Source organism: Tahibacter sp., from assembly GCF_035481375.1.
In the GTDB taxonomy this organism is placed as follows: domain Bacteria; phylum Pseudomonadota; class Gammaproteobacteria; order Xanthomonadales; family Rhodanobacteraceae; genus Tahibacter.
This window is the reverse complement of the sequence record NZ_DATIGT010000118.1, coordinates 1-19,830: the sequence shown is the minus strand read 5'-3', so window position 1 is coordinate 19,830 and position 19,830 is coordinate 1. Positions and strand designations below refer to the sequence as shown.

The 19,830-nt window shown below is 64.0% G+C and carries 13 protein-coding genes and 1 pseudogene; 10 read left to right on the top strand and 4 right to left on the bottom strand.

From position 1 onward, the window contains the following. The first annotated feature begins 31 nt into the window (after positions 1–31). The 4 genes and pseudogenes from VLF18_RS07575 to VLF18_RS23150 all read left to right on the top strand — a co-directional run. Positions 32–2,707, top strand: coding sequence for a class I SAM-dependent DNA methyltransferase (locus tag VLF18_RS07575; protein ID WP_325279015.1), 2,676 nt, complete (start codon positions 32–34; stop codon positions 2,705–2,707). Beyond that, complete coding sequence (locus VLF18_RS07570; RefSeq protein ID WP_325279014.1) at positions 2,700–4,619, top strand: DEAD/DEAH box helicase family protein; 1,920 nt, start codon at positions 2,700–2,702, stop codon at positions 4,617–4,619. The genes VLF18_RS07575 and VLF18_RS07570 overlap by 8 nt, the downstream gene beginning before the upstream one ends. Continuing rightward, positions 4,616–5,773: a GIY-YIG nuclease family protein gene (locus VLF18_RS07565; RefSeq protein ID WP_325279013.1), complete on the top strand. Its 1,158-nt coding sequence runs from the start codon at positions 4,616–4,618 to the stop codon at positions 5,771–5,773. The genes VLF18_RS07570 and VLF18_RS07565 overlap by 4 nt, the downstream gene beginning before the upstream one ends. Before the next feature lie 643 nt (positions 5,774–6,416). Beyond that, a pseudogene (locus VLF18_RS23150) lies at positions 6,417–6,953 on the top strand (sce7726 family protein); the annotation flags it as partial. A 21-nt stretch (positions 6,954–6,974) separates the two neighbouring features. On the opposite strand, the gene VLF18_RS07560 reads toward VLF18_RS23150, so the two are convergent. Together VLF18_RS07560 and VLF18_RS07555 are read right to left on the bottom strand one after the other, a co-directional pair. Then, positions 6,975–8,006, bottom strand: coding sequence for a beta family protein (locus tag VLF18_RS07560; protein WP_325279012.1), 1,032 nt, complete (start codon positions 8,004–8,006; stop codon positions 6,975–6,977). Between the two features lie 1,027 nt (positions 8,007–9,033). Further along, entirely contained in the window at positions 9,034–10,062 is a 1,029-nt protein-coding gene (locus VLF18_RS07555) for a hypothetical protein (RefSeq protein ID WP_325279011.1), read from the bottom strand. A 169-nt stretch (positions 10,063–10,231) separates the two neighbouring features. Between VLF18_RS07555 and VLF18_RS07550 the strand changes: the two genes are divergently transcribed. Beyond that, positions 10,232–10,951 (top strand): Crp/Fnr family transcriptional regulator, encoded by a 720-nt coding sequence (locus VLF18_RS07550; RefSeq protein ID WP_325279010.1) that lies wholly within the window; start codon positions 10,232–10,234, stop codon positions 10,949–10,951. 3 nt (positions 10,952–10,954) lie between these two features. Here VLF18_RS07550 and VLF18_RS07545 read toward each other — a convergent pair whose 3' ends face one another. Together VLF18_RS07545 and VLF18_RS07540 are read right to left on the bottom strand one after the other, a co-directional pair. After that, positions 10,955–12,967, bottom strand: a complete 2,013-nt coding sequence (locus VLF18_RS07545; protein WP_325279009.1) for a PAS domain S-box protein — start codon at positions 12,965–12,967, stop codon at positions 10,955–10,957. Beyond that, positions 12,964–13,698 (bottom strand): response regulator, encoded by a 735-nt coding sequence (locus VLF18_RS07540; protein WP_325279008.1) that lies wholly within the window; start codon positions 13,696–13,698, stop codon positions 12,964–12,966. The genes VLF18_RS07545 and VLF18_RS07540 overlap by 4 nt, the downstream gene beginning before the upstream one ends. A gap of 222 nt (positions 13,699–13,920) precedes the next feature. Here VLF18_RS07540 and VLF18_RS07535 point away from each other — a divergent pair, with 222 nt between their 5' ends. From VLF18_RS07535 to cydX, 5 genes are all read left to right on the top strand, one after another. Next, the gene (locus VLF18_RS07535) at positions 13,921–14,343 is read left to right on the top strand and encodes a universal stress protein (protein ID WP_325279007.1); all 423 of its coding nucleotides are present in this window, start codon (positions 13,921–13,923) and stop codon (positions 14,341–14,343) included. 673 nt (positions 14,344–15,016) lie between these two features. After that, complete coding sequence (locus VLF18_RS07530) at positions 15,017–16,462, top strand: hypothetical protein (protein ID WP_325279006.1); 1,446 nt, start codon at positions 15,017–15,019, stop codon at positions 16,460–16,462. 435 nt (positions 16,463–16,897) lie between these two features. Next, complete coding sequence (locus VLF18_RS07525) at positions 16,898–18,481, top strand: cytochrome ubiquinol oxidase subunit I (RefSeq protein WP_325279005.1); 1,584 nt, start codon at positions 16,898–16,900, stop codon at positions 18,479–18,481. 10 nt (positions 18,482–18,491) lie between these two features. Then, positions 18,492–19,646, top strand: coding sequence for a cytochrome d ubiquinol oxidase subunit II (gene cydB / locus VLF18_RS07520; RefSeq protein ID WP_325279004.1), 1,155 nt, complete (start codon positions 18,492–18,494; stop codon positions 19,644–19,646). Positions 19,647–19,658: 12 nt separating this feature from the next. Next, positions 19,659–19,772 (top strand): cytochrome bd-I oxidase subunit CydX, encoded by a 114-nt coding sequence (cydX, locus tag VLF18_RS07515; protein ID WP_325279003.1) that lies wholly within the window; start codon positions 19,659–19,661, stop codon positions 19,770–19,772. Positions 19,773–19,830 lie beyond the last annotated feature (58 nt).

The following is a 19,830-nucleotide window of genomic DNA, read 5'->3' as shown; positions in this document are numbered from 1 at the left end:
TGAGCCACGATAAGAACGAAATGGAACGGGGATGAACATTACGCTGATCGAGCAAGGCGTGAAGCAGGTGCTGCTCACGTCCACGTCGGAGAACTTTATATTCGATCTCTTACTTGCCTATGGCAAGCCGAAGACATCGATCACTCGTTTGGCCGCCACCGGTGCCATGAGCTACAACCTGGCGAAGAAACAGCCGGGTGTTGTGCTCTGGAAGGGCGTCGTTTGCTACATCCGCGCCCAGCCCGGCTCCGCGGCGGCCGCCGTCGAGGAATACCAGAGCTTGCCGGCCATCTTGAAGCACAAGCCTCGCTTCATCGTCTCGACAGACTTCGACCGCGTCGTGGCGTTGGACACCAAGCTCGGCGAACAGATCGACATCTCCTACATCGAGCTGCCTAAGCACTTCACATTCTTCCTGCCATGGGCCGGAATGGAGAAGTCGCAGCATGCCTCCGACAGCCCGGCCGATGTCAAGGCTGCCGAGAAGATGGCGAAGCTCTACGACCTCATTGCCGAGGACAACTACGATCCGGCAAACCCGCCTAATGCGGAGTCTATCCACAACCTCAACGTCTTCCTCTCTCGGTTGCTGTTCTGCTTCTTCGCTGAAGACACGGATATCTTCCCCAGCAAGCTGTTTTGCCGCAGCGTCGAAGAACACACGTCTAAGGATGGCTCCGACTTGGAGGAGTATCTCAAAGCTCTGTTTTTGGTGCTCAACACCAAGGATCGCGATGAGGTTTCCCCGTATCTAAAAGAGTTTCCCTATGTCAATGGCGGCCTCTTCGCCGAGGAGCGCCCGGTCCCGAGGTTCTCCGCCAGGTCGCGCGACCTCCTGATCAAGTGCGGCTTCGACCTCAATTGGAGCGAGATCAATCCCGACATCTTCGGCTCCATGATCCAAGCGGTGATAGATGTCGAACAACGAAGCAGCATGGGCATGCACTACACGTCGGTGCAGAACATCATGAAGGTGATCGACCCGCTGCTCCTCTATGATCTAAAGGTGGAGTTGGAAGGAAGCCGACGCAGCGAAAAGCGCCTACGCGACCTGCTCCAGCGCCTGCCATCCATCCGCGTCTTTGATCCCGCTTGCGGATCGGGAAACTTCTTGATCATTGCCTACAAGGAGCTTCGAAAGCTAGAAATGGAGGTGCTCGCGCAGCTTCAGGAGCTGACGGGACAAGAGGACTTCGGTCTGTCCGCGATCCAGCTCGCTCAGTTCTATGGCATCGAGCTCGATGACTTCGCGCATGAGGTCGCCTTGCTTTCCATGTGGCTGGCCGAGCATCAGATGAATAAGGTCTTCTTAGCCCGCTTCGGCCGATGCGCGCCACCTTTGCCATTGAAGCCCAGCGGCAACATCATCTGCGACAACGCGGCCCAAGTGAAATGGGCGACGGTGTGCCCGCACGACGCACAAAAGTCGATCTTTCTGATTGGCAATCCGCCATACCTCGGCGCCCGCAATCAGGACGAGGATCAGAAGCAAGACCTCTGCGTTGTTTTCGACGGACACCCAGATTACAAGGATTCCGACTACGTAGCCGCGTGGATTCTCAAAGCGGCGGACTACATCAAAGGGACCTCGGCCAAGTTCGCCTTCGTGACGACGAGCTCTGTCTGCCAGGGCGAACAGGTCGCCTACATCTGGCCGCGAGTTTTGGCCCATGGATTAGAGATCGAGTTCGCCCACCAGCCATTCAAATGGAGCAACAGGGCGAAGAAGAACGCGGGCGTCTCCTGCGTGGTCGTCGGTGTCAGGCGCGTCTTGAAGGCTCCGAAGTTCATCTTCAATGCCGACACCCGCGCTACAGTAGCGAACATCAGTCCATACCTAACTGCGGGCAGCGACACGTGTGTCGCTCGAACCTCCGAGATTTCATCGGACATGCCCAAGATGAAGCTTGGCAACATGGCTCGCGGCAAAGATTTGATCATGCATGAGGATGCTCGCGATGAGATCGTCCGTGCGTATCCACAAGCGGAAGTGCTGCTCAAGCGACTGCTAGGGACCGACGAATTCGTGACGAGCAAGCCGCGATGGTGCTTGTGGATTGAGGACGAGCAACTCGCCTTGGCGAATTCAATTCCCCCTATTCGGAGGCGAATCGATGCGATCAGGACATTCCGCGAGAACTCAAGTGCGAAGACTACCAATGAATACGCAAAGATCCCGCACAAATTCGCTCAGCGCTGCCATGAGGATAGGCCGTCCATCCTTGTCCCGAAGACAAGTTCGGAGCGCCGCGAATACATCCCTATCGGGTATTTGGATGCCGGCGTTGTGATCTCCGATGCGGCATTTGCCATCTACGAAGCGTCTCCAATGTTGTTCGGCATCCTGTCGTCTCGAATTCATGGAGTTTGGGTGCGATCGATTGGTGGGCAGCTTGAATCGCGGCTGCGATATTCGGCCGAGATTTGCTACAACTCATTTCCTCTGCCTAGACGCACGTCCATTCAGAAGAAGGCGATTGAAGTAGCCGCTCTTCGAGTGCTTGATCGGCGTGAGCAGCATTCGCATATGACTATCGAAGAGCTCTACGACCCAGACACGATGCCACCGGATCTAAAAGCCGCGCACGTCGCCTTGGACGAAGCGGTAGATAGGATTTTCCGGTCCCGGCCGTTCACCTCGGATGAGGATCGCTTGGAGCTGCTGCTGGCTCTGTATGAGAAGACATCGGAGGCGGCGGATGCCTAACTTGATTGAAGTCACCTACGGGCAGACCGGCCAGAGCACGAAAGTCAACGAGCTTGGAATGCGTGAGATGCAGGAGCGCGCATTCGAGTCGCGCGACCACCAATACCTGCTGCTCAAGGCTCCGCCTGCCTCAGGCAAGAGCCGAGCCTTGATGTATTTGGCGCTCGACAAGCTGCGCAACCAAGGCTTGCGCAAGGCCATCATCGCCGTGCCGGAACGCTCCATCGCCTCGTCGTTCGCTTCGACCCCGTTGGCAAGCGAAGGCTTTTTCGCCGATTGGGTCGTGGAGCCGCAGTACAACCTGTGTTCGCCTGGCGGCGATCAAGGCAAGGTCAAGGCGTTCACGGACTTCATGAACGGCCCTGGCGAAGTCCTCGTCTGCACGCATGCGACCCTCCGCTTCGCGTTCGAGGCGATCGAGGAGGAGCTGTTCAACGAATGTCTGCTGGCAATCGATGAGTTTCATCACGTCTCGGCCGACGCGGAGAACAAGCTTGGTGTGATGCTGCGCAATGTCATGCACAAGTCCTCCGCGCACATCGTGGCGATGACGGGCTCTTACTTCCGAGGCGACAGCGTTCCGGTGCTGCTGCCGGACGACGAGGCCAGGTTCGCGAAGGTGACTTACAACTACTACGAGCAGCTCAACGGCTACACTTGGTTGAAGTCGCTCGGCATCGGATATCACTTCTACAAAGGGCGCTACCTGTCGGCCGTCGCCGAGGTCCTTGACACCGACAAGAAGACGATCCTGCACATTCCCAGCGTGCAGTCCGGCGAATCGACCAAGCGAAAGCATGAGGAGGTCGATGCCATCTTGGACGGCATCGGCGTCGTCCAAGGCCAAGACCCTGCCACGGGAGTCATCACGGTTAGGCGTCACGGCGACGGTAAGCTGATCAGGATCGCCGACCTTGTCCAAGACGCCGTCGTCGAGCGCGACCGCGTGGTGAACTTCCTCAGGCAGGTGCGCCGGGCGGACGACCTCGACCTGATCATCGCGTTGGGCATGGCCAAGGAGGGCTTCGACTGGCGCTTCTGCGAGCATTCATTGACGGTGGGCTATCGCGGATCGCTGACCGAGATCATTCAGATCATCGGGCGCTGCACCCGCGACAGCGAGAACAAGTCGCACGCCCAGTTCACTAACCTGATCGCCCAACCGGATGCCAATGACGACTTGGTGAAGGTCGCCGTCAACAATATGCTCAAGGCCATCACTTGCTCGCTGCTGATGGAGCAGGTCCTCGCACCCAATTTCAAGTTCAAGACCAAGCTCGACGATGACGACAAGGCCGGTCCCGGAGAGATCAAGATTGCCGGCTTCAAGGAGCCCGACACACAGAGGCTCAAAGGCATCGTCGAATCGGATTTGAACGACCTCAAGGCGATGATCTTGCAGGACGACGCCATGCTCAAGGCAATCCCCGGCAACATCGATCCGGAGGTGATCAACAAGGTGTTGATCCCGAAGCTCATCAAGATTCGCTACCCGGACCTCTCCGATGACGAGCTCGAAACGCTTCGGCAGAACGTGGTGGCCGATTCCGTCTTGAAGAGCGGAGAGTTCAAGGAGGACGGCGACCAGCGTTTCATTAAGATGGCCGGTAAGTTCGTCAACATCGACGACCTGCACATCGACCTGATCGACCAGGTCAATCCGTTCCAAGCAGCCTTCGAAATCCTCTCCAAGTCCGTGACGGCCAGCGTGCTCAAGACGATCCAAGAGGCTATCGAGGTCACGCGGATGGCGATGAGCCCGGAGGAGGCCGTGTTGCTGTGGCCCAAGATCAAGGACTTCACGCGCGTCAACGGGAGGCCGCCCAGCCATCAATCGATCGATGCCATCGAAGCCCGCATGGGCGAAGCATTGATCTACCTGCGCAACCAGCGAAGGCAGCAGGGCGTATGACCCCCGAGGAACTTCGCAAGCTAGTCGAAGATGACGATCTTGGGCTTTTGAAAGTCAAGCCGCTGGGGGCTGGGGCATTGACTGTAGATCAGCGCATCCTCGAATCTTTCAAGGAGATCGAGGAGTTCGTCCGGGTCGAAGGGCGCGAGCCCAGGGCGGACCCCGCGAACATGCGCGAGTTCAAATTGAACAGCCGCCTCGCGGGAATCCGAGCCAGCAAGGTCAAGTCGGATTCGCTGCGGCCAGTCGATGCTCTGGGCCTACTCGGCAAGCCAGTCGAGTCGCTAGAAGACGCCGTGGCCGATGACGACATGGGCCTGCTCGAAGGCGTAGAGGATAGCATCTTCACTTTGAAGCATGTCCCGGCCGAGATCAACCGGCCCGACAAGATCGCCCAGCGCACGCCATGTGATGACTTCGATCAATTCGAGCCTTTGTTCAAGCAGTGCCACGCCGAGCTTGCTGCAGGCATCCGCGAGTCGCGGCCATTCACGGGCGAGCAGCAGATTTCAGTGGGCCACTTTTTCATCGTCCATGGGGTGATGGCCTATGTGGCAGAGATCGGCGAGAAGGAGCTGAGAAACAAGAAGACCAATGCTCGCTTGCGCTGCATCTTCGAGAACGGGACTGAGTCGAACATCCTCCTGCGCTCGCTCGCCCGCGAGCTCTACAAGGATCCGGCGGGGCGGCGTATCCTGGACAGCCATGACAAGGCGTTGGAGGAGTTGGAATTGATCAAGCCCGAGGACAAGCATTCGGGCTATGTCTACATCCTGCGCTCCATCAGCGAGGTCCCCGAGATCAGGGCCATCCAGAACCTCTACAAGATCGGCTTCTCGACGACGCCCGTCGAGGACCGGATTAAAAACGCGAGGCAGGAGCCAACCTATTTGATGGCGCCGGTCAAGATCGTGTCGGTGTTTGAGTGCTACAACCTCAACCCGCAGAAGTTCGAGGCATTGCTCCACACCTTCTTCGGAACAGCGTGCCTCGATTTGACGGTGACAGACTCGCTCGGCAAGCCACACACACCGCGTGAGTGGTTCATCGCGCCGCTCGATTCGATGGAGCTCGCCGCGCAGCTTCTGATCAATGGCGAAATCGTCCATTACCGCTACGACGCCGACTTGCTCGAAGTGGTAGAGAGGTCATGAGTCCTGTCTTTGTTTCATCGTCGCCGGCTGCTCGCGCGCATATTGGGCGCCTACGGTTGCCCTGCGTGTAGCGATGTAGCCGATCCGAGCAAAGTACAAAAGTTTTTAAATGAACCCGTAGATTCAGAGGTCCAGAGATTTCACCAAGGCCCGGTTAATCATGAAGGTGATGCGCTCGCCAATATCCCATCTGGGAACCCACGAACTGATAGTTCTGACGCGCGTTCCGATTTCGATACCCTTAAAAATTTTCGCCTTGAAGTAGTGGGACAGCCGTCCCGGCCGGCGCCGAAAAGATTGCCCCTGAAGGGGTTTGTCCGCGCGGTAGCACTGCTGCTCGCGGTTGCTGCGATTTTTCGTTTCTCGGGTTCCGGTTTATGAAGTTCGGCGCTCTCGGAGTCCATGGCCAAGACTGGGCAGGAGCTTCAATCCAATTTCCAGCTACGACTAATCCTGGCAGGCGCCCTCAAATTGTCACCGCAAAGGTGTCTAAGGCCACCTCGGGTGAAGTTGGGCTATCGAGGGTTGTGCTTCTTGTTGATGACGTGATTGTTGCAAGCGATGAGCGGTTCGAGCCAACGGTTACGGTTGTCGAGGAAAAAGCGCCGTAGTACAGTAACTTGTGACGATTAGTTGAGAATGAATGATGCGGGACCGAGATGTACGCAGCGCTATGCTGGCAAAGTTGCGGACCGAGCACGGCTCGGACCCGGACGCGCGCGTCATTGAGGAAATGGGCGTATGGGCCGGCACTGTGCGCATCGACATTGCCGTCGTAAACGGCGAACTGTGTGGCTACGAGTTGAAAAGCGATCGTGACACTCTTCTACGATTGCCTCGCCAGATCGAGTACTACGGAAAGGTGTTCGATCGAGTTTCGATCGTTGCTGGTTCTCGCCATACGAAGGAAGCTGTGAATCTAGTACCGGCTTGGTGGGGAATCGAGCAAGCAGCTGTCGTTGACGGCAGCGTTTCGATCACAGCGCTTCGCACGGCGGGACTGAACCCAGACCGTGACCCATACGTTGTGGCGGAGCTGCTTAGCAAGCCAGAAGCGCTTACGGTCCTGACGCATTACCAGTTGGCGAAAGGCTGGCATGCAAGAAGAATTCGGGATATTCACGTTCGATTGTCGCGCGAAATTCCATTTGAGGAACTTCGCGCACACGTTCGCGCAATCCTGAAAACTCGCCCCGCTCACTCAAGGAATGACGTGGCGCGTAATCTCAATGTGCCTATTCACAGCGAGCGCAACCCAATTTTCAAGGTTTCCAGTTCCAGTTGTGCCTGCAGCGATTTGATCTATCCGGGAATCCGCCCAACAGTGAGCTAGCGCCGTGCGTCCCGGGTAGCTCCGAATTGCTTGCGCATGCGCCAACAGTTGTACGTCCATATCAACCGCTCCAGGCCCTGTTGTTCCAACTCCTCGGCACACCAGGAAATCCGAAGGCAGTGTGTATTTTGCGTTTATCGGGAATCCCCAACTGATTCCTGGCGGCGCGGGCGCCGTCGATACCGTGGTGTAGTCTGAAAAGTCGAGCCGGTAGGGCAACCCCGACTGGATTGCGTTGTGCCAGAAACCTAGCTCCGCCCGAGGCAGCAGGTGAATTCCCGCACCGTAGCCTGAGAAATTCTCGGGGATCGAGGTCCCGGCGATCGCGACAGCGCGCCACGAACCTGCACCATGGAGTTGGTGAAGCATCTGGACAGCGGGAGGTCCAAGTGCAGAGAAGTTGCCTATGTTGTCGCCCAGATCGAGCAAGAGATCGGTCGCCGCGATTGGATGGTTGAAGTTTCCGATCCATTGCGCCGCGCTAGCGAAAGTCGGCACATCGACAGAAAGCATGATTCCCCGACGATCGGTCTGTGCCGCAGCGAGGCAGGCTTGTGCGTAGGCGTTGGTGGCAGCAAACGGCAATACTGGGATCATCGCTAGCCCGATCTGGCGGCAAGCAAGCGCGACGTCGGCCAACGGATGAGCATGCTGGCCATCTGGAATTAGCGATGCGTTGAGATAGAACTCGTTTACTCCCCAGGCTGCCTGGAGCTGGCTTGCAATGACATTCGCTGCCGCGATCGCGGGCTGGCTGCTCGTGGCTGCCTTTGCTCGGTATTTGTCGTGGCCGATTACGAAGATCGGCTTCACATCTGCCTTTCCCTGTACGGAAAGGTGCGTCAAAGCCGTACGTTCGCCACGCATCAGACGGACAATTGGAAAGTACGAGTAGGTCACGTTGCCCCCATTCAAGTTAGCAGCAGTGCGCTGTCAACCCCATGTGGCTCGTGACCAGCGATTCTCTCAGCTACGCTGCCGCATTGTGTTCAAAGTAGGGCCGCTCACGATCATCGAGGATTGCCTGCATTGGCGCGAGGTCTTTGCATCGCGGTCGACGTGCTCGTAGAAACGCTGCGCGATGACGATGCCGCGACAGAGACTGTCTCCGGAGGGCGACACCTCTCACGCGGCTATCTGTCTCCGTGGACGACTATCAGCATCACTTGACGCCAAAGCACTCGAGCATGAGCATATTGAGGTGAGCCGGGGTTGTCCCGATCGGTACGCCACTGTAGAGCTGGGGGACCGTATGCGAATTGCTCTAGCCCTCGGGTTGCTTGTCGTAAGTCTCGGCGCTTTTGCGTCCAAGTCGCACTACAAATATCGACTTCTCAAGATCGTTGAATCGCCTTCGGTCGAACCCGCCCAAGCCAAGGAAATCTGTACTGCGCGCGCTAAGCTGGCTGCTGCCGAAGCAGGCGAACGCACTATGGCTTCATCTAGCCAGTCGCGGCAGATGCCGAAGCGCGAATCATGCGTGAGCCGAGTTGGACCTGGCGGAACAATACGCACCGATTGCGAAGAGCAAGGCAACCATTGGGCGGCCGAAGTATTGGGAATGGCGGTCGACAATTCCAATGCAGCAACTGCGAGGCGACGGGTCGGCACGGCAACACTGATGCAATGTCTCGCCGAGTATGGCTACAAGCTGCAGCGGAAATGCATCGAGAACTGCGACTAGGGCTGTCCCGGCCTCAATTTCGGCCGCCCACTCCGGAAACTCCGCGATGCTGGCCAAGGGGCACAGTCCAGTAATGCGATGCAGGGCCGCGTAGGTGGGGGCATCTTTGGGGGCATGCCGCCGATCGGCAATTTCAAAGTGCTTGCGCTTCAGGTGGTTAGAGCGCTAGTTCGGTAGCATCACGGCACCACATCGATCCAGCTCTATCGCAAGCATCACGACTACGCGATCGCGGCGACGCGCCTACGCGGTAACGATGTCGACGGGTTCTGCTGCCGTTTCGGCCGCGTGGTCGAACCACGGCAGCATCGCAGCGCGGATGTTTGCGACGCCGGCATCGCCGGCGGTTGCCGCGGTGCTCTGCGGAAATGTCGTGTCGTTGGCGCGGGCGCCGAGCTGGTGCCACAGCGTGATCGCGAAGCCCGATGCCGCGATGCGGCGTTCGCCGTCGGCATTGCGGATGATGTAGACGGCTTTTTCCCCGCGTAGCGGCGAGATCGCGTCGGCGACGTTGTTCGCGACGAGTGCGAGCTGCGGCTGGCGGTCGATCGCGGTCAGCGGTCCGATACGCAGGCCGTGGCGCCGGATGCGAAGGCCGAGATCCGCGCCTTCGCCGAGCGCGTCGGCGCGTGCGACCGCGCGGTCGACTTCGTGACGATCGGCGCGGCTGCCGCGTTCGCGCGCGAGTTCGTTCGTCGCGTCGAGCACGGCGCGCGCGAAGTCGCGCGCGATCTGCGCCGCAGCGCGCGCGGTGTGTTCCGAGGCGTAGTCGAGGCCGAGCATGGCCAGCGCGTCGGCGAGTCCGATCACGCCGAGCCGCGGCGGCGTGCCGTCCTGCGGCGTGGTCAGGCGGACATTGTCGATCAGGCGCACGGCAAGACGGACCGTCGCGTCGAGCGCGTGGCGCTGGAACGCCGCCTTCGGCGTGAACGGCAGGCTCACGAAGCGGGCGAGGTTGATCGACGCGCAGAAGCGGTCCGCGGGCCAGCTGAAATTTCGGCGTCCCGCGCCCGCGAGAGCCCGCGCGTCGACGAGCAGCCGCCAGCTGCTGATCGCTTCGCCGACGAGTTGCTCGTGTCGTGCGGGCAGGCCGGGTTCGAGTTCGCACAGCGCCTGCGTGACGCGCGACCAGGTCGTGTCGATCGTCATGTCGCGCAGTTCGTTGCCTTCGCGCCAGCGAAACCACGCGTCCCACGCCTCGACCGCGGCGGGGTCGACGAAGGAAGCCTGCGTGGCGTGCACGCCGTTGCGATAGCGGAAACCGAAGTCCATGGCACCACTGTCGCGCGGCCGCGGCGCAGCGGTCTTGAGGCAGGTCAATTCCCGCTCGGGTTACCGGCAGTTACGCATCGTTACCGACCGTTGCGCGGACGTGGTCAAGCAGCAGCGGCTCGCTCGCTACCGTGCAGCCGTCGCCGCAACCCTGCCGAGTGAAACCGCCATGACCACGATCGCCGCCGTGCACTCCCTGCCGCTGCCGCCACTGCGCGGCGTCGACGAACTGATCGACATCGCGACGCTGTCGACCTATGTGCCGGTCACGCGACGCCGCCTGCGCGCGGGCGAGCACCTGTATCGCGCCGGGCAGCGATTCAATGCGCTGTATCTCGTCCACGCCGGCTTCCTGCGTGCGAGCGTGTCGAGCAGCGACGGCCGCCAGCAGGTCACCGGGTTCCCGATGCGCGGCGACCTGCTCGGCGTGGAAGCCATCGGCAGCGACACGCACACCGTCGATATCGTCGCGCTCGATGCCTGCGAAGTGCTCGAACTGCCGTATCCGGCCGTGATGGCCGCCTGCGCGGCCATGGCCTCGCTCCAGGCCCTGGTGACTCGCTCGCTCGCGCTCGAATTGCGCCGCGATCACTACTGGATGCTGACGCTCGGTACGCTGACGGCCGAACAGCGTGTCGCGGCGTTCCTGCTCGACCTGTCGCGGCGCCATCGCGCGCTCGGCTTTTCGGCCTGCCATTTCCTGCTGCGCATGAGTCGCGTCGACATCGCGAGCTTCCTCGGCATCAAGCACGAAACCGTCACGCGCGCGCTGTCGCAGCTCGCCGCGCGCGGCGTCATCGCGGTCGAGCGGCGCGAAATCCGCGTGCTGTCGCCGGACGATCTGCAGCAGTGTGCAGAAGGCGACGAACCGGCGCGCTGCGCCGCGTGAACCTCAACCGCGCTCGCCGCGCAGCGCGGCCTGCGCCGCCGCCGCGAGTTCCTCGCGGCGATAGGGCTTGGGCAGCAGCGGAAAGCCGTGTGGCGTGGCCGCGCCGCCGAATTCATAGCCCGACGCGAGCAGCACGGGCAGGCCCGGGCGCAACGCCCGTGCCTTCTGCGCGAGCTCGATGCCGTTGTCGCCGCTGCCGAGCACGACGTCGCTGAACAACAGTGCGATCGGTTCCGCCGCGCGCAGCCGCGTCAGCGCTTCCTCGGCGTCGGCCGCTTCGAGCACGTCGTAGCCAAGCCCGCGCAGGAATGCGACCGCGAGTCCGCGCACTTCGGGTTCGTCTTCCACGACGAGCACGGTACCGCTCCCGCGCGGCAGATTCGCCGGACGTGCGCGGCCGGCCGCCGCTGCGGCCTGCATCGCGACCGGCAGTACGAGATCGATCTGCGTGCCGTAGCCGAGCTGGCTGCGCGCGTCGAGATGCCCGCCGGACTGCTTGACGAACCCGTAGACCATGCTGAGTCCGAGGCCGCTGCCTTTGCCGGCTTCCTTGGTCGTGAAGAACGGTTCGAACGCGCGCGCGAGCACCTCGGGCGGCATGCCGAGTCCGGTGTCGGTCACGGTGAAGCGGATATAGCGGCCGTCCGGCAGTTCGATCTCTTCGGAGTCCGGCGCGATCGTCAGTTCGCCTGCTGCGATCGTGAGCCGCCCGCCGCGCGGCATCGCGTCGCGCGCGTTCAGCGCGAGATTCAGCAGCGCGCTCTCCAGCTGTGCCGCATCCGCGTAGACCGGCGGCAGATCAGGTGCGCAGTCCAGCCGGACTTGCACGGCTTCGCCGAGCGTGCGTTCGAGCATGCGACCGAGTTCGCCGAGCAGCGCCGCGGGCGCAACCGCAGCCGGGCTCAGTCGCTGGCGCCGCGCGAACGCGAGCAGCTTGCGCGTGAGTTCGGCGCCGCGGCCGACCGCGCGCAGCGCGCCGGCGATCGAATCGGCGGCATTCGGATCCTCGGCATAGTCGGCCTCGAGCAGCTGCAGGTTGCCGGAGATCACGGTCAGCAGATTGTTGAAATCGTGCGCGATGCCGCCGGTCAGCTGGCCGACGGCCTCGAGGCGCAGCGAGTGGGCGAGCTGTTCCTGCGTGTGCTGGCGCAACGCGGCCGTCGTCAGCACGTTCGCGACGACACCGAGGAAATGCGCCGCGTCGCGGTCGTCGCCGAGGGGCGCCGTCGTCAGCACGACGAGCACGCCGAGCGGACGCGCGTGATCGAGCACCGGCACGATGCGGCCGCCGCCGATGCCGGCGTGCTGCCAGTCCTCGCGTCGCTCGGGCGACTGCAGCCAGGCGTCGAGGTCGAACGGCGGCTGCGCCAGCGTCGTCGCGTCGGCGACGTCGAGCGCGGCGAACAACTGCTCGACGAGATCGCGATCGGCGCCGGGACCGACCGCGGAGTTCAAGGTCTGGTCGCGCGGCGAACGCATCAGCGCGATGCCGGCCGCGACCGCGCGCATCGCATCGAGCACGAGCGCGCTGACCTGTTCGGCGAACGCGTCGACGTCGCGCGCTTCGAGCGCGAGCTGGCCGATGCGCGCGACGCAGGCGTCGAAGCGCGCACGCCGCAGCGCCTGGCGCTGACGTCGCGTTTCCGAAATATCGCGGATCGACGCGGCGAACAGTGTTTCCGTGCCGGCCGCGATCGGACTCAGCGCGATCTCGACCGGAAACTGCACGCCGTCGGCGCGGCGGCCGACGAGTTCCTGCCCGGCGCCCATGGGCCTGACGCGCGGCCGCTGCATATAGCCGTCGCGATAGCCGTGGTGCGCGGCGCGCACGGATTCCGGCATCAGCAGCTCGACCGGCTGGCCTATCAGTTCGTCTTCGGTGTAGCCGAACAGGCGCGTCGCCTGCGGATTGGCGAGCCGGATGCGTCCGTCGATCGCGACGACGACCATCGCGTCGGGCGCCGTGTCGAACAGCGCACGATACAGATCGCCGGACACGGTCTCCCGGCCCGTCACGCGACGGGCTCCACGGAAGCGGCAAACAGATAGCCCGCTCCGCGCACGGCCTTGATCAGCGCCGGCTGTTCCGGAGCGGTTTCGATCTTGCGGCGCAGCCGGCCGATCTGCATGTCGATCGCGCGGTCGTAGGGACCGGCTTCGCGCCCATGCAGGCTGTTCATCAGCGTGTCGCGCGACAGCACGCGGTTGGGCCGTTCGACGAACGCGAGCAGCAGGTCGAACTCGCCGCTGGTCAGCGCGACCGGATTGCCGTCGCGGTCGAACAGGCTGCGCGTCGCGAGATCGAGCACGAAGCCCGCAAAACCCAGGCGCGAGCGCGCGGCAGGAACAGAGCCGGACGCCGGTGCCGCGGCGGCGCCGCTGCGGCGCAGCACGCTGCGTACGCGCGCGAGCAGCTCGCGCAGGTCGAACGGCTTGGTGACATAGTCGTCGGCGCCGAGTTCGAGTCCGACGACGCGGTCGACGGAATCGCCGCGGCCGGTGACGATGATGACGGCGCCGCGCCAGTGTTCGCGCAGGTGGCGCGTCAGCGCGAGGCCGTCCTCGCCGGGCAGGCCGAGATCCAGCAGCACGAGATCGACCGGTTCGCGCGCAATCGTCTCGCGCAGTTCGGCGCCGTTGCGCGCGCCGCTCACGCGGAAGCCCTGTCCGCGGAAATAGCGCGCGATCAGATCGCGGATCTGGTCGTCGTCGTCGACACAGAGCAGGTGCTGTATCTCAATTTCCATTTTTTCGACGGGTCGGCGCGCGGTCCACGCATGATACGTTTTCGTACGGCTGCGTCACCAGCGAGGCGCGGGTCGCGGGCGATCATGCCGCGTTTCCCCCGGTATTCGGGCCGTTACACGCCGTTACCGATCGTTGCTGCCGCGTGGTCGGTGCCGTTCCGGACCTCGCTAGGATGGCCATATCGCGCCAAGTCCCGGCGCGCCACTGCCGCCGGAGCCGCCATGAAGATCCTGCTCACCGTCGATGGAAGCGACCACAGCCGCCTCGCCGTGAAGCATGTCGTGAAGCACTGGGCGCAGTTTGCGCCGCACGCCGCGCTCGAACTCGTCCATGTCGATCCGCCGCTGACGCCGCGCGTCGCCGCGGCGCTCGGCCAGGCCGATACGAAGCGGTTTCACGACGAGAACGCGCGCGACGCGCTGCGCTATGCGCGGAGCTATCTCCACAAGATCGGCATCGCGTTCGCCGAGCATTGCCTGGTCGGCGATCCGGCCGAGCTGATCGCGCACCTGGCGACGCGCGGCCGCTACGACCTGCTCGTCATGGGCTCGCACGGGCGCGGCGTGCTGCGCAACTTGCTGCTGGGATCCGTCGTCGCGAAGGTGCTGCAGAGCTGCCGCACGCCGCTGCTGATCGTGCGCTGAGCCGCGGGCCGCGTGTCGCGAGGTCCGTGCGCGATCACAGCCTCAGGCGATGCGCGACCTGTGCGGCGCCGGACGGATCGGGCGAGCGCGTGACGTCGAGCGCGCCCGGCCGTGTTGCCGGCGAGGTCGACCGACACCAGTTCGCGAATCCCGCGCGCCCGTTCGATGAGCCGGCGCGTCGGCATGCCGAGGCCGCGGCCCTGAACGCATCGCCGACCGCCGCCGCACTTGCAGCGGCTGCCGTCGGCGGTCGTGCCGTAGCGCGCGACGCCGGTCTCGCGGTCGCCGTCGGCGATGGCGACGAATGCGACATCGTGGACAAAGTCGACGTCGGTCAACTGCGCGATCAGCGCGTCGCCCGGATGCGCGACCTGGCCGAGGCAGCGATAGCGCCGTGCACGGACGGCTGCATCGGATCGGCTGAAAGAGTCGGCGGTAAAGCCTTCGGCATCGTTGGCTGCGGTCAGGGACCTGCAGGGCAGGGCGGTCGTGGGCGGGCTCCTCGATCCGGCAGATGTGCCGGCGGCTCGAACAACGGCGGGACGCGCGTATTGGCGCGGACCAAGCGGCGCACCGGGTGCGTCGGTCGTGCGGTGCGCGCCCGGGCGGCAGCGAATTGCCGTACCGGGCTGCGATACTGCGGCCTTCGACCGTATCGCCGAGACGACGACCGATGCTTCGCCCCCTGCCGGTCGGCCTCGCGCCGTCCACGTCGATCCTCGCTTTCGCCGCCGGCCTGTTCCTGCTGATCGCCTCGGTGCGCATGATGCTCGTCGCGCTGTTCGCGCCCGAGACGCCGTATTACGACGAGTGGGACGGCGTCATCGAACTGATGGCGCGGCCGCTGCTCGCCGGCCGTTTCGACGCATCGACGCTGTTTCAACTCCACAACGAACACCTGCTGCTGTGGACGCGGCTGCTGAGCTACGCGCAGCTGCGCCTCGCGGACCTCCAGTTCGACAACGTCAGCGTCTGCCTGGCCAGCCAGTGCCTCTACGCCGCGATGGCCGCCTGGCTGATCGCCGCCGCGACGCGTCATCTCGGCGCGTACGCTCCGGCCTTCGCGCTCGCCGCGGGTCTCGTCGCCGTACTGCCCTATGGCTGGGAAAACATCGCGATGGGCTGGGGCAATCCGTACTACTTCCTCGTCGGTTTCAGCGCCGGGACGGTCGTGCTTGCGGCGCGGCTGCGCACGGCCGCCGGCAGCGTCCCGCTCGCGCTGTGTGCGCTCGCAGCCGGCGTCTCGATGGGGTCGGGCGCGGCCGCCGGCGTCGTCGCACTGCTCGCGATCGCGCTGCGCCGGCATATCGGCGATCTGTCCCCGCGCGCGGCGCTGGCCATGGCGCTCGCAGTGCTTGCCGCGATCGCGCCGATCGTCGCCTTCGCGCTGCCCGCGGCGTCCGCAACGACGGTCTGGGGGCCGCGGCAGTCCGGCGAACTCGCGCTGCTGATCGTCCTGTGGTGGCCGACATGGCTGGCGTTCCTGCGCCTGCTGCGCGGACGCGGCGACGGCGTGGACGTCGCGTTTGCCTGTCTCGCGCTCTGGGGGCTGCTGCAACTCGTCGCGATCCTGCTCGGCCGGCCTCAATTCCGGCTCTGGTATCCGATCTCGCGCTATGTCGAAGTGCTCGCGCTCGGCGGCTTCGCGAATCTCGCCTGCCTGTGCCGGCTTTCGCTGCACGGCACTGCGCCGCCATGGCCGCGGCTTGCGCACGCGGCGCTGGCCGCGAGCATCGTCGCTGCGCTGCTGCTCGCGCCGTTTGCGTGGCACTGGACGCGCGTGCGTGCCGACGCGCAGCACGACCAGGCGCAGCGGCTCGAACGCTACATCCGTGCCGGCGAGCGCAGCGCGCTCGCCGGTGCGGCGGGCGGCGAGCTGGCCTATCCGCAGCGCGAGCGCCTGCTCGCGCTCGTCGACGCGAGCGACGTGCGATTCGTTCTCGGCGATCGCGTCGGCACGCGACCCGAACCGGCGCCGCTCGTGCGGGCGCAACGCGCGCTCGTCGCTGCCATGACCGCGCACGGCGCGTGGCTGCTGCCGTTGATCTGCACGTTCGCCGGATTGCTGCTGTGGCGCGCGCATCGACGCACGCACGATCTGCCCGCCACGGGACAATAGTTCTCGACGCAGCCATCGAAGCCCGGTTCGTTCCGGCCGCTGCACCCTGTTCGCGTGACCGCGCCCCGATGATCGCGATGCGCTTTCCGCCGCTGCGTCGGATTGTCGCGGCGCGCGTGCGCTCGCGGTGCGGAAACGCCGCCGTGTCGCGGTTTTCCGGCATAGGCGCAGCGCGTCCGCGCTGCGCGGCGTTTTGACACAGGCCATCGCGTGGCAACTGCGCACGGCTAAGCTCGTCCGCATGATTTCCCATTCTTCCGCGCCGGCGATCCCGCTGCCGGCGTCCCGCCGCGCGGCGAGCCGCGCCGCATTCCGCCGCTTGGCGCGACCGCTGTGCTTTGTGACAATTGCGCGATGTGAGCGCGCCGGTGCCGTCGGGCATCGCGCGGCGCGGTCGGTCCGCTTCCGCCATGCCAGTCCGCAGGAGGTTCGTCGATGATCTCCGACACCGTCGTGGAGCTGTCGCGTCTGCAGTTCGCGATCACCGTGCTGTATCACTTCCTCTTCGTTCCGCTGACGCTCGGGCTGTCGTTCCTGCTCGCGATCATGGAGTCGGTCTACGTGATGACCGGCAACGAGATCTACAAGCAGATGACGAAGTTCTGGGGCAAGCTGTTCGGCATCAACTTCGCGCTCGGCGTCGCGACCGGCATCACGATGGAATTCCAGTTCGGCACGAACTGGTCGTACTACTCGCAATATGTCGGCGATATCTTCGGCACGCCGCTCGCGATCGAAGGCCTCATGGCCTTCTTCCTCGAATCGACCTTCGTGGGACTGTTCTTCTTCGGCTGGGACCGGCTCAGCAAGGTCAAGCACCTGATGGTGACCTGGCTCGTCGCGCTCGGCTCGAATTTTTCCGCGTTGTGGATACTCGTCGCGAACGGCTGGATGCAGTATCCGGTCGGCGCGGAGTTCAATCCCGACACGCTGCGCATGGAACTCACGAGCTTCAGCCAGGTGTTCTTCAGCCCGGTCGCACAGGTGAAGTTCGTGCACACCGTGTCGGCGGGCTATGTCACGGGCGCCTGCTTCGTACTGGGCATCAGCGCCTGGTATCTGCTCAAGCGGCGTCACGTCGCATTCGCGCAGCGTTCGTTCGCGATCGCGTCGGCGTTCGGCCTCGCCGCGACGCTGTCGGTCATCACGCTCGGCGACGAGTCGGGCTACGAGCTCGGCCACGTTCAGAAGGTGAAGCTCGCCGCGATCGAGGCGATGTGGGAAACGCACGAGCCGCCCGCGCCGTTCACCGTCGTCGGCTTCATCGACCAGGAGAACATGACGACGAACCACGCGATCGAGATTCCGTGGCTCATGGGGCTTATCGCGACGCGCTCGGTGACCGAACCCGTCACGGGGCTCAAGGATCTCGTCGCCGAACATGAAGTGCGGATCCGCAGCGGCATGCAGGCCTACGCGGCGCTGCAGAAGGTGCGCGCGGATCCGGCCGATGCGCAGGCGCGTGCGGCGCTTCTCGAGCGCCAGCGCGATCTCGGCTACGGGCTGCTGGTCAAGCGCTACGCGCCGAACGTCGTCGATGCCACCGACGCGCAGATCGCGCAGGCCGCGCGCGACGGCATTCCGCCGGTCGCGCCGCTGTTCTGGGCGTTCCGCATCATGGTCGGCTGCGGCGTGCTCATGCTGATCACCTTCGTGCTGTCGCTGATCTCCGCGTCGCGCCGCGCGATCATGCGACAGCGCTGGCTGCTGAAGCTCGCGGTCGCAACGATTCCGCTGCCGTGGATCGCCTCGGAAATGGGCTGGATCGTTGCCGAGCTCGGGCGCCAGCCCTGGACCGTCGCCGAAGTGCTGCCGACCTGGATGAGCGTGTCGTCGCTGACCGTCGGCGATCTCATCTTCAGTCTCACCGGCTTCGTGCTGCTGTATACCGCGCTGCTCGTCGTGGAGATGTATCTGATGGTGAAGTTCGCGCGCAAAGGTCCGGCCGATCCCGACGCGCCGCCGCGTCACGCCGAAGTCATCGGCGCCGATGCGCCGGCCGAACCGTCGAAGGCATGAGGAGAACGTCATGACCGAACTGTTCGAGTTCCTCATGAGCTACGAGACGCTGCGCGTGATCTGGTGGCTGTTTCTCGGCGTGCTGCTGGTCGGGTTCGCCGTGATGGACGGCTTCGATCTCGGCGTCGGCACGCTGCTGCCGGTCATCGCGAAGACCGACGACGAGCGCCGCGTGCTCATCAACACGATCGGTCCGACCTGGGAAGGCAACCAGGTCTGGTTCGTGCTCGGCGGCGGCGCGATCTTCGCGGCGTTTCCGCTGGTCTACGCCGCGGCGTTCTCCGGCTTCTTCGTCGCGCTGATCCTCGTGCTGTTCGCGCTGATCCTGCGCCCGGTCGGCTTCGACTACCGCAGCAAGCTGCACGACCCGCGCTGGCGCGCGCTCTGGGACTGGTGCCTGTTCATCGGCGGCTTCGTACCGGCGCTCGTGTTCGGCGTCGCGTTCGGCAATCTGCTGCAGGGCGTGCCGTTCCGCTACGACGAGGCGCTGCGCGTGCATTACGAAGGCAGTTTCCTCGGCCTGCTCAATCCGTTCGCGCTGCTGGCCGGCGTCGTCAGCCTGTCGCTGCTCGTCATGCACGGCGCAGTGTTCCTGCAGTTGAAGACCGTCGACACGCTGCGCGAGCGCGCGCGGCGCTGGCACGGCATCGCGGCGCTCGTCTATGTCGCGAGCTTCGCGCTGGCCGGCGCGTGGGTCGCGTTCGGCATCGAGGGCTACCGCGTGACCGCGTTCGCCGGCACGGCCGCGGCGTCGAACCCGGTCGCGAAAACCGTGGTCGTCGAAGCCGGCGCGTGGTTCGCGAATTTCCGCGCCGCGCCGCTGCTCTGGCTGATTCCCGCCGGCGCGTTCGCCGGCGCGCTGCTCGCGTGGCGGCTCGCGCCGCGGCGTCCGGGCTGGGCGTTCGTCGCGAGCGCCGTTGCCGTCACCGCGACGATCGTGACCGCGGGCACGGCGATGTTTCCGTTCATGCTGCCGTCGAATCTTGCGCCGGCGCACGGCCTCACGCTCTGGGACTCCACGTCCAGCCTGCTGACCTTGCGCTGGATGTTCTGGATGACCGTGATCTTCCTGCCGCTGATCGTGCTCTACACGAGCTGGGTGTTCCGCGTGATGCGCGGGCCGGTCACGCTCGAACACGTGCGCGGGTCGGACGCGCACTACTGAGGAACCGCTGCCATGTGGTATTTCGCCTGGATTCTCGGTGTGCTGATGGCCTGCTTCGCCGCGATCATCAACGCGATGTGGCTCGAATTCGAGGGCTATCCCGACGACGAGGAACCGCCGCGCTGACGCGGCGGCACGCGCAATGATCGACGCGGCGCAGGAACGCGCGGCGCTGCAGTGGCTC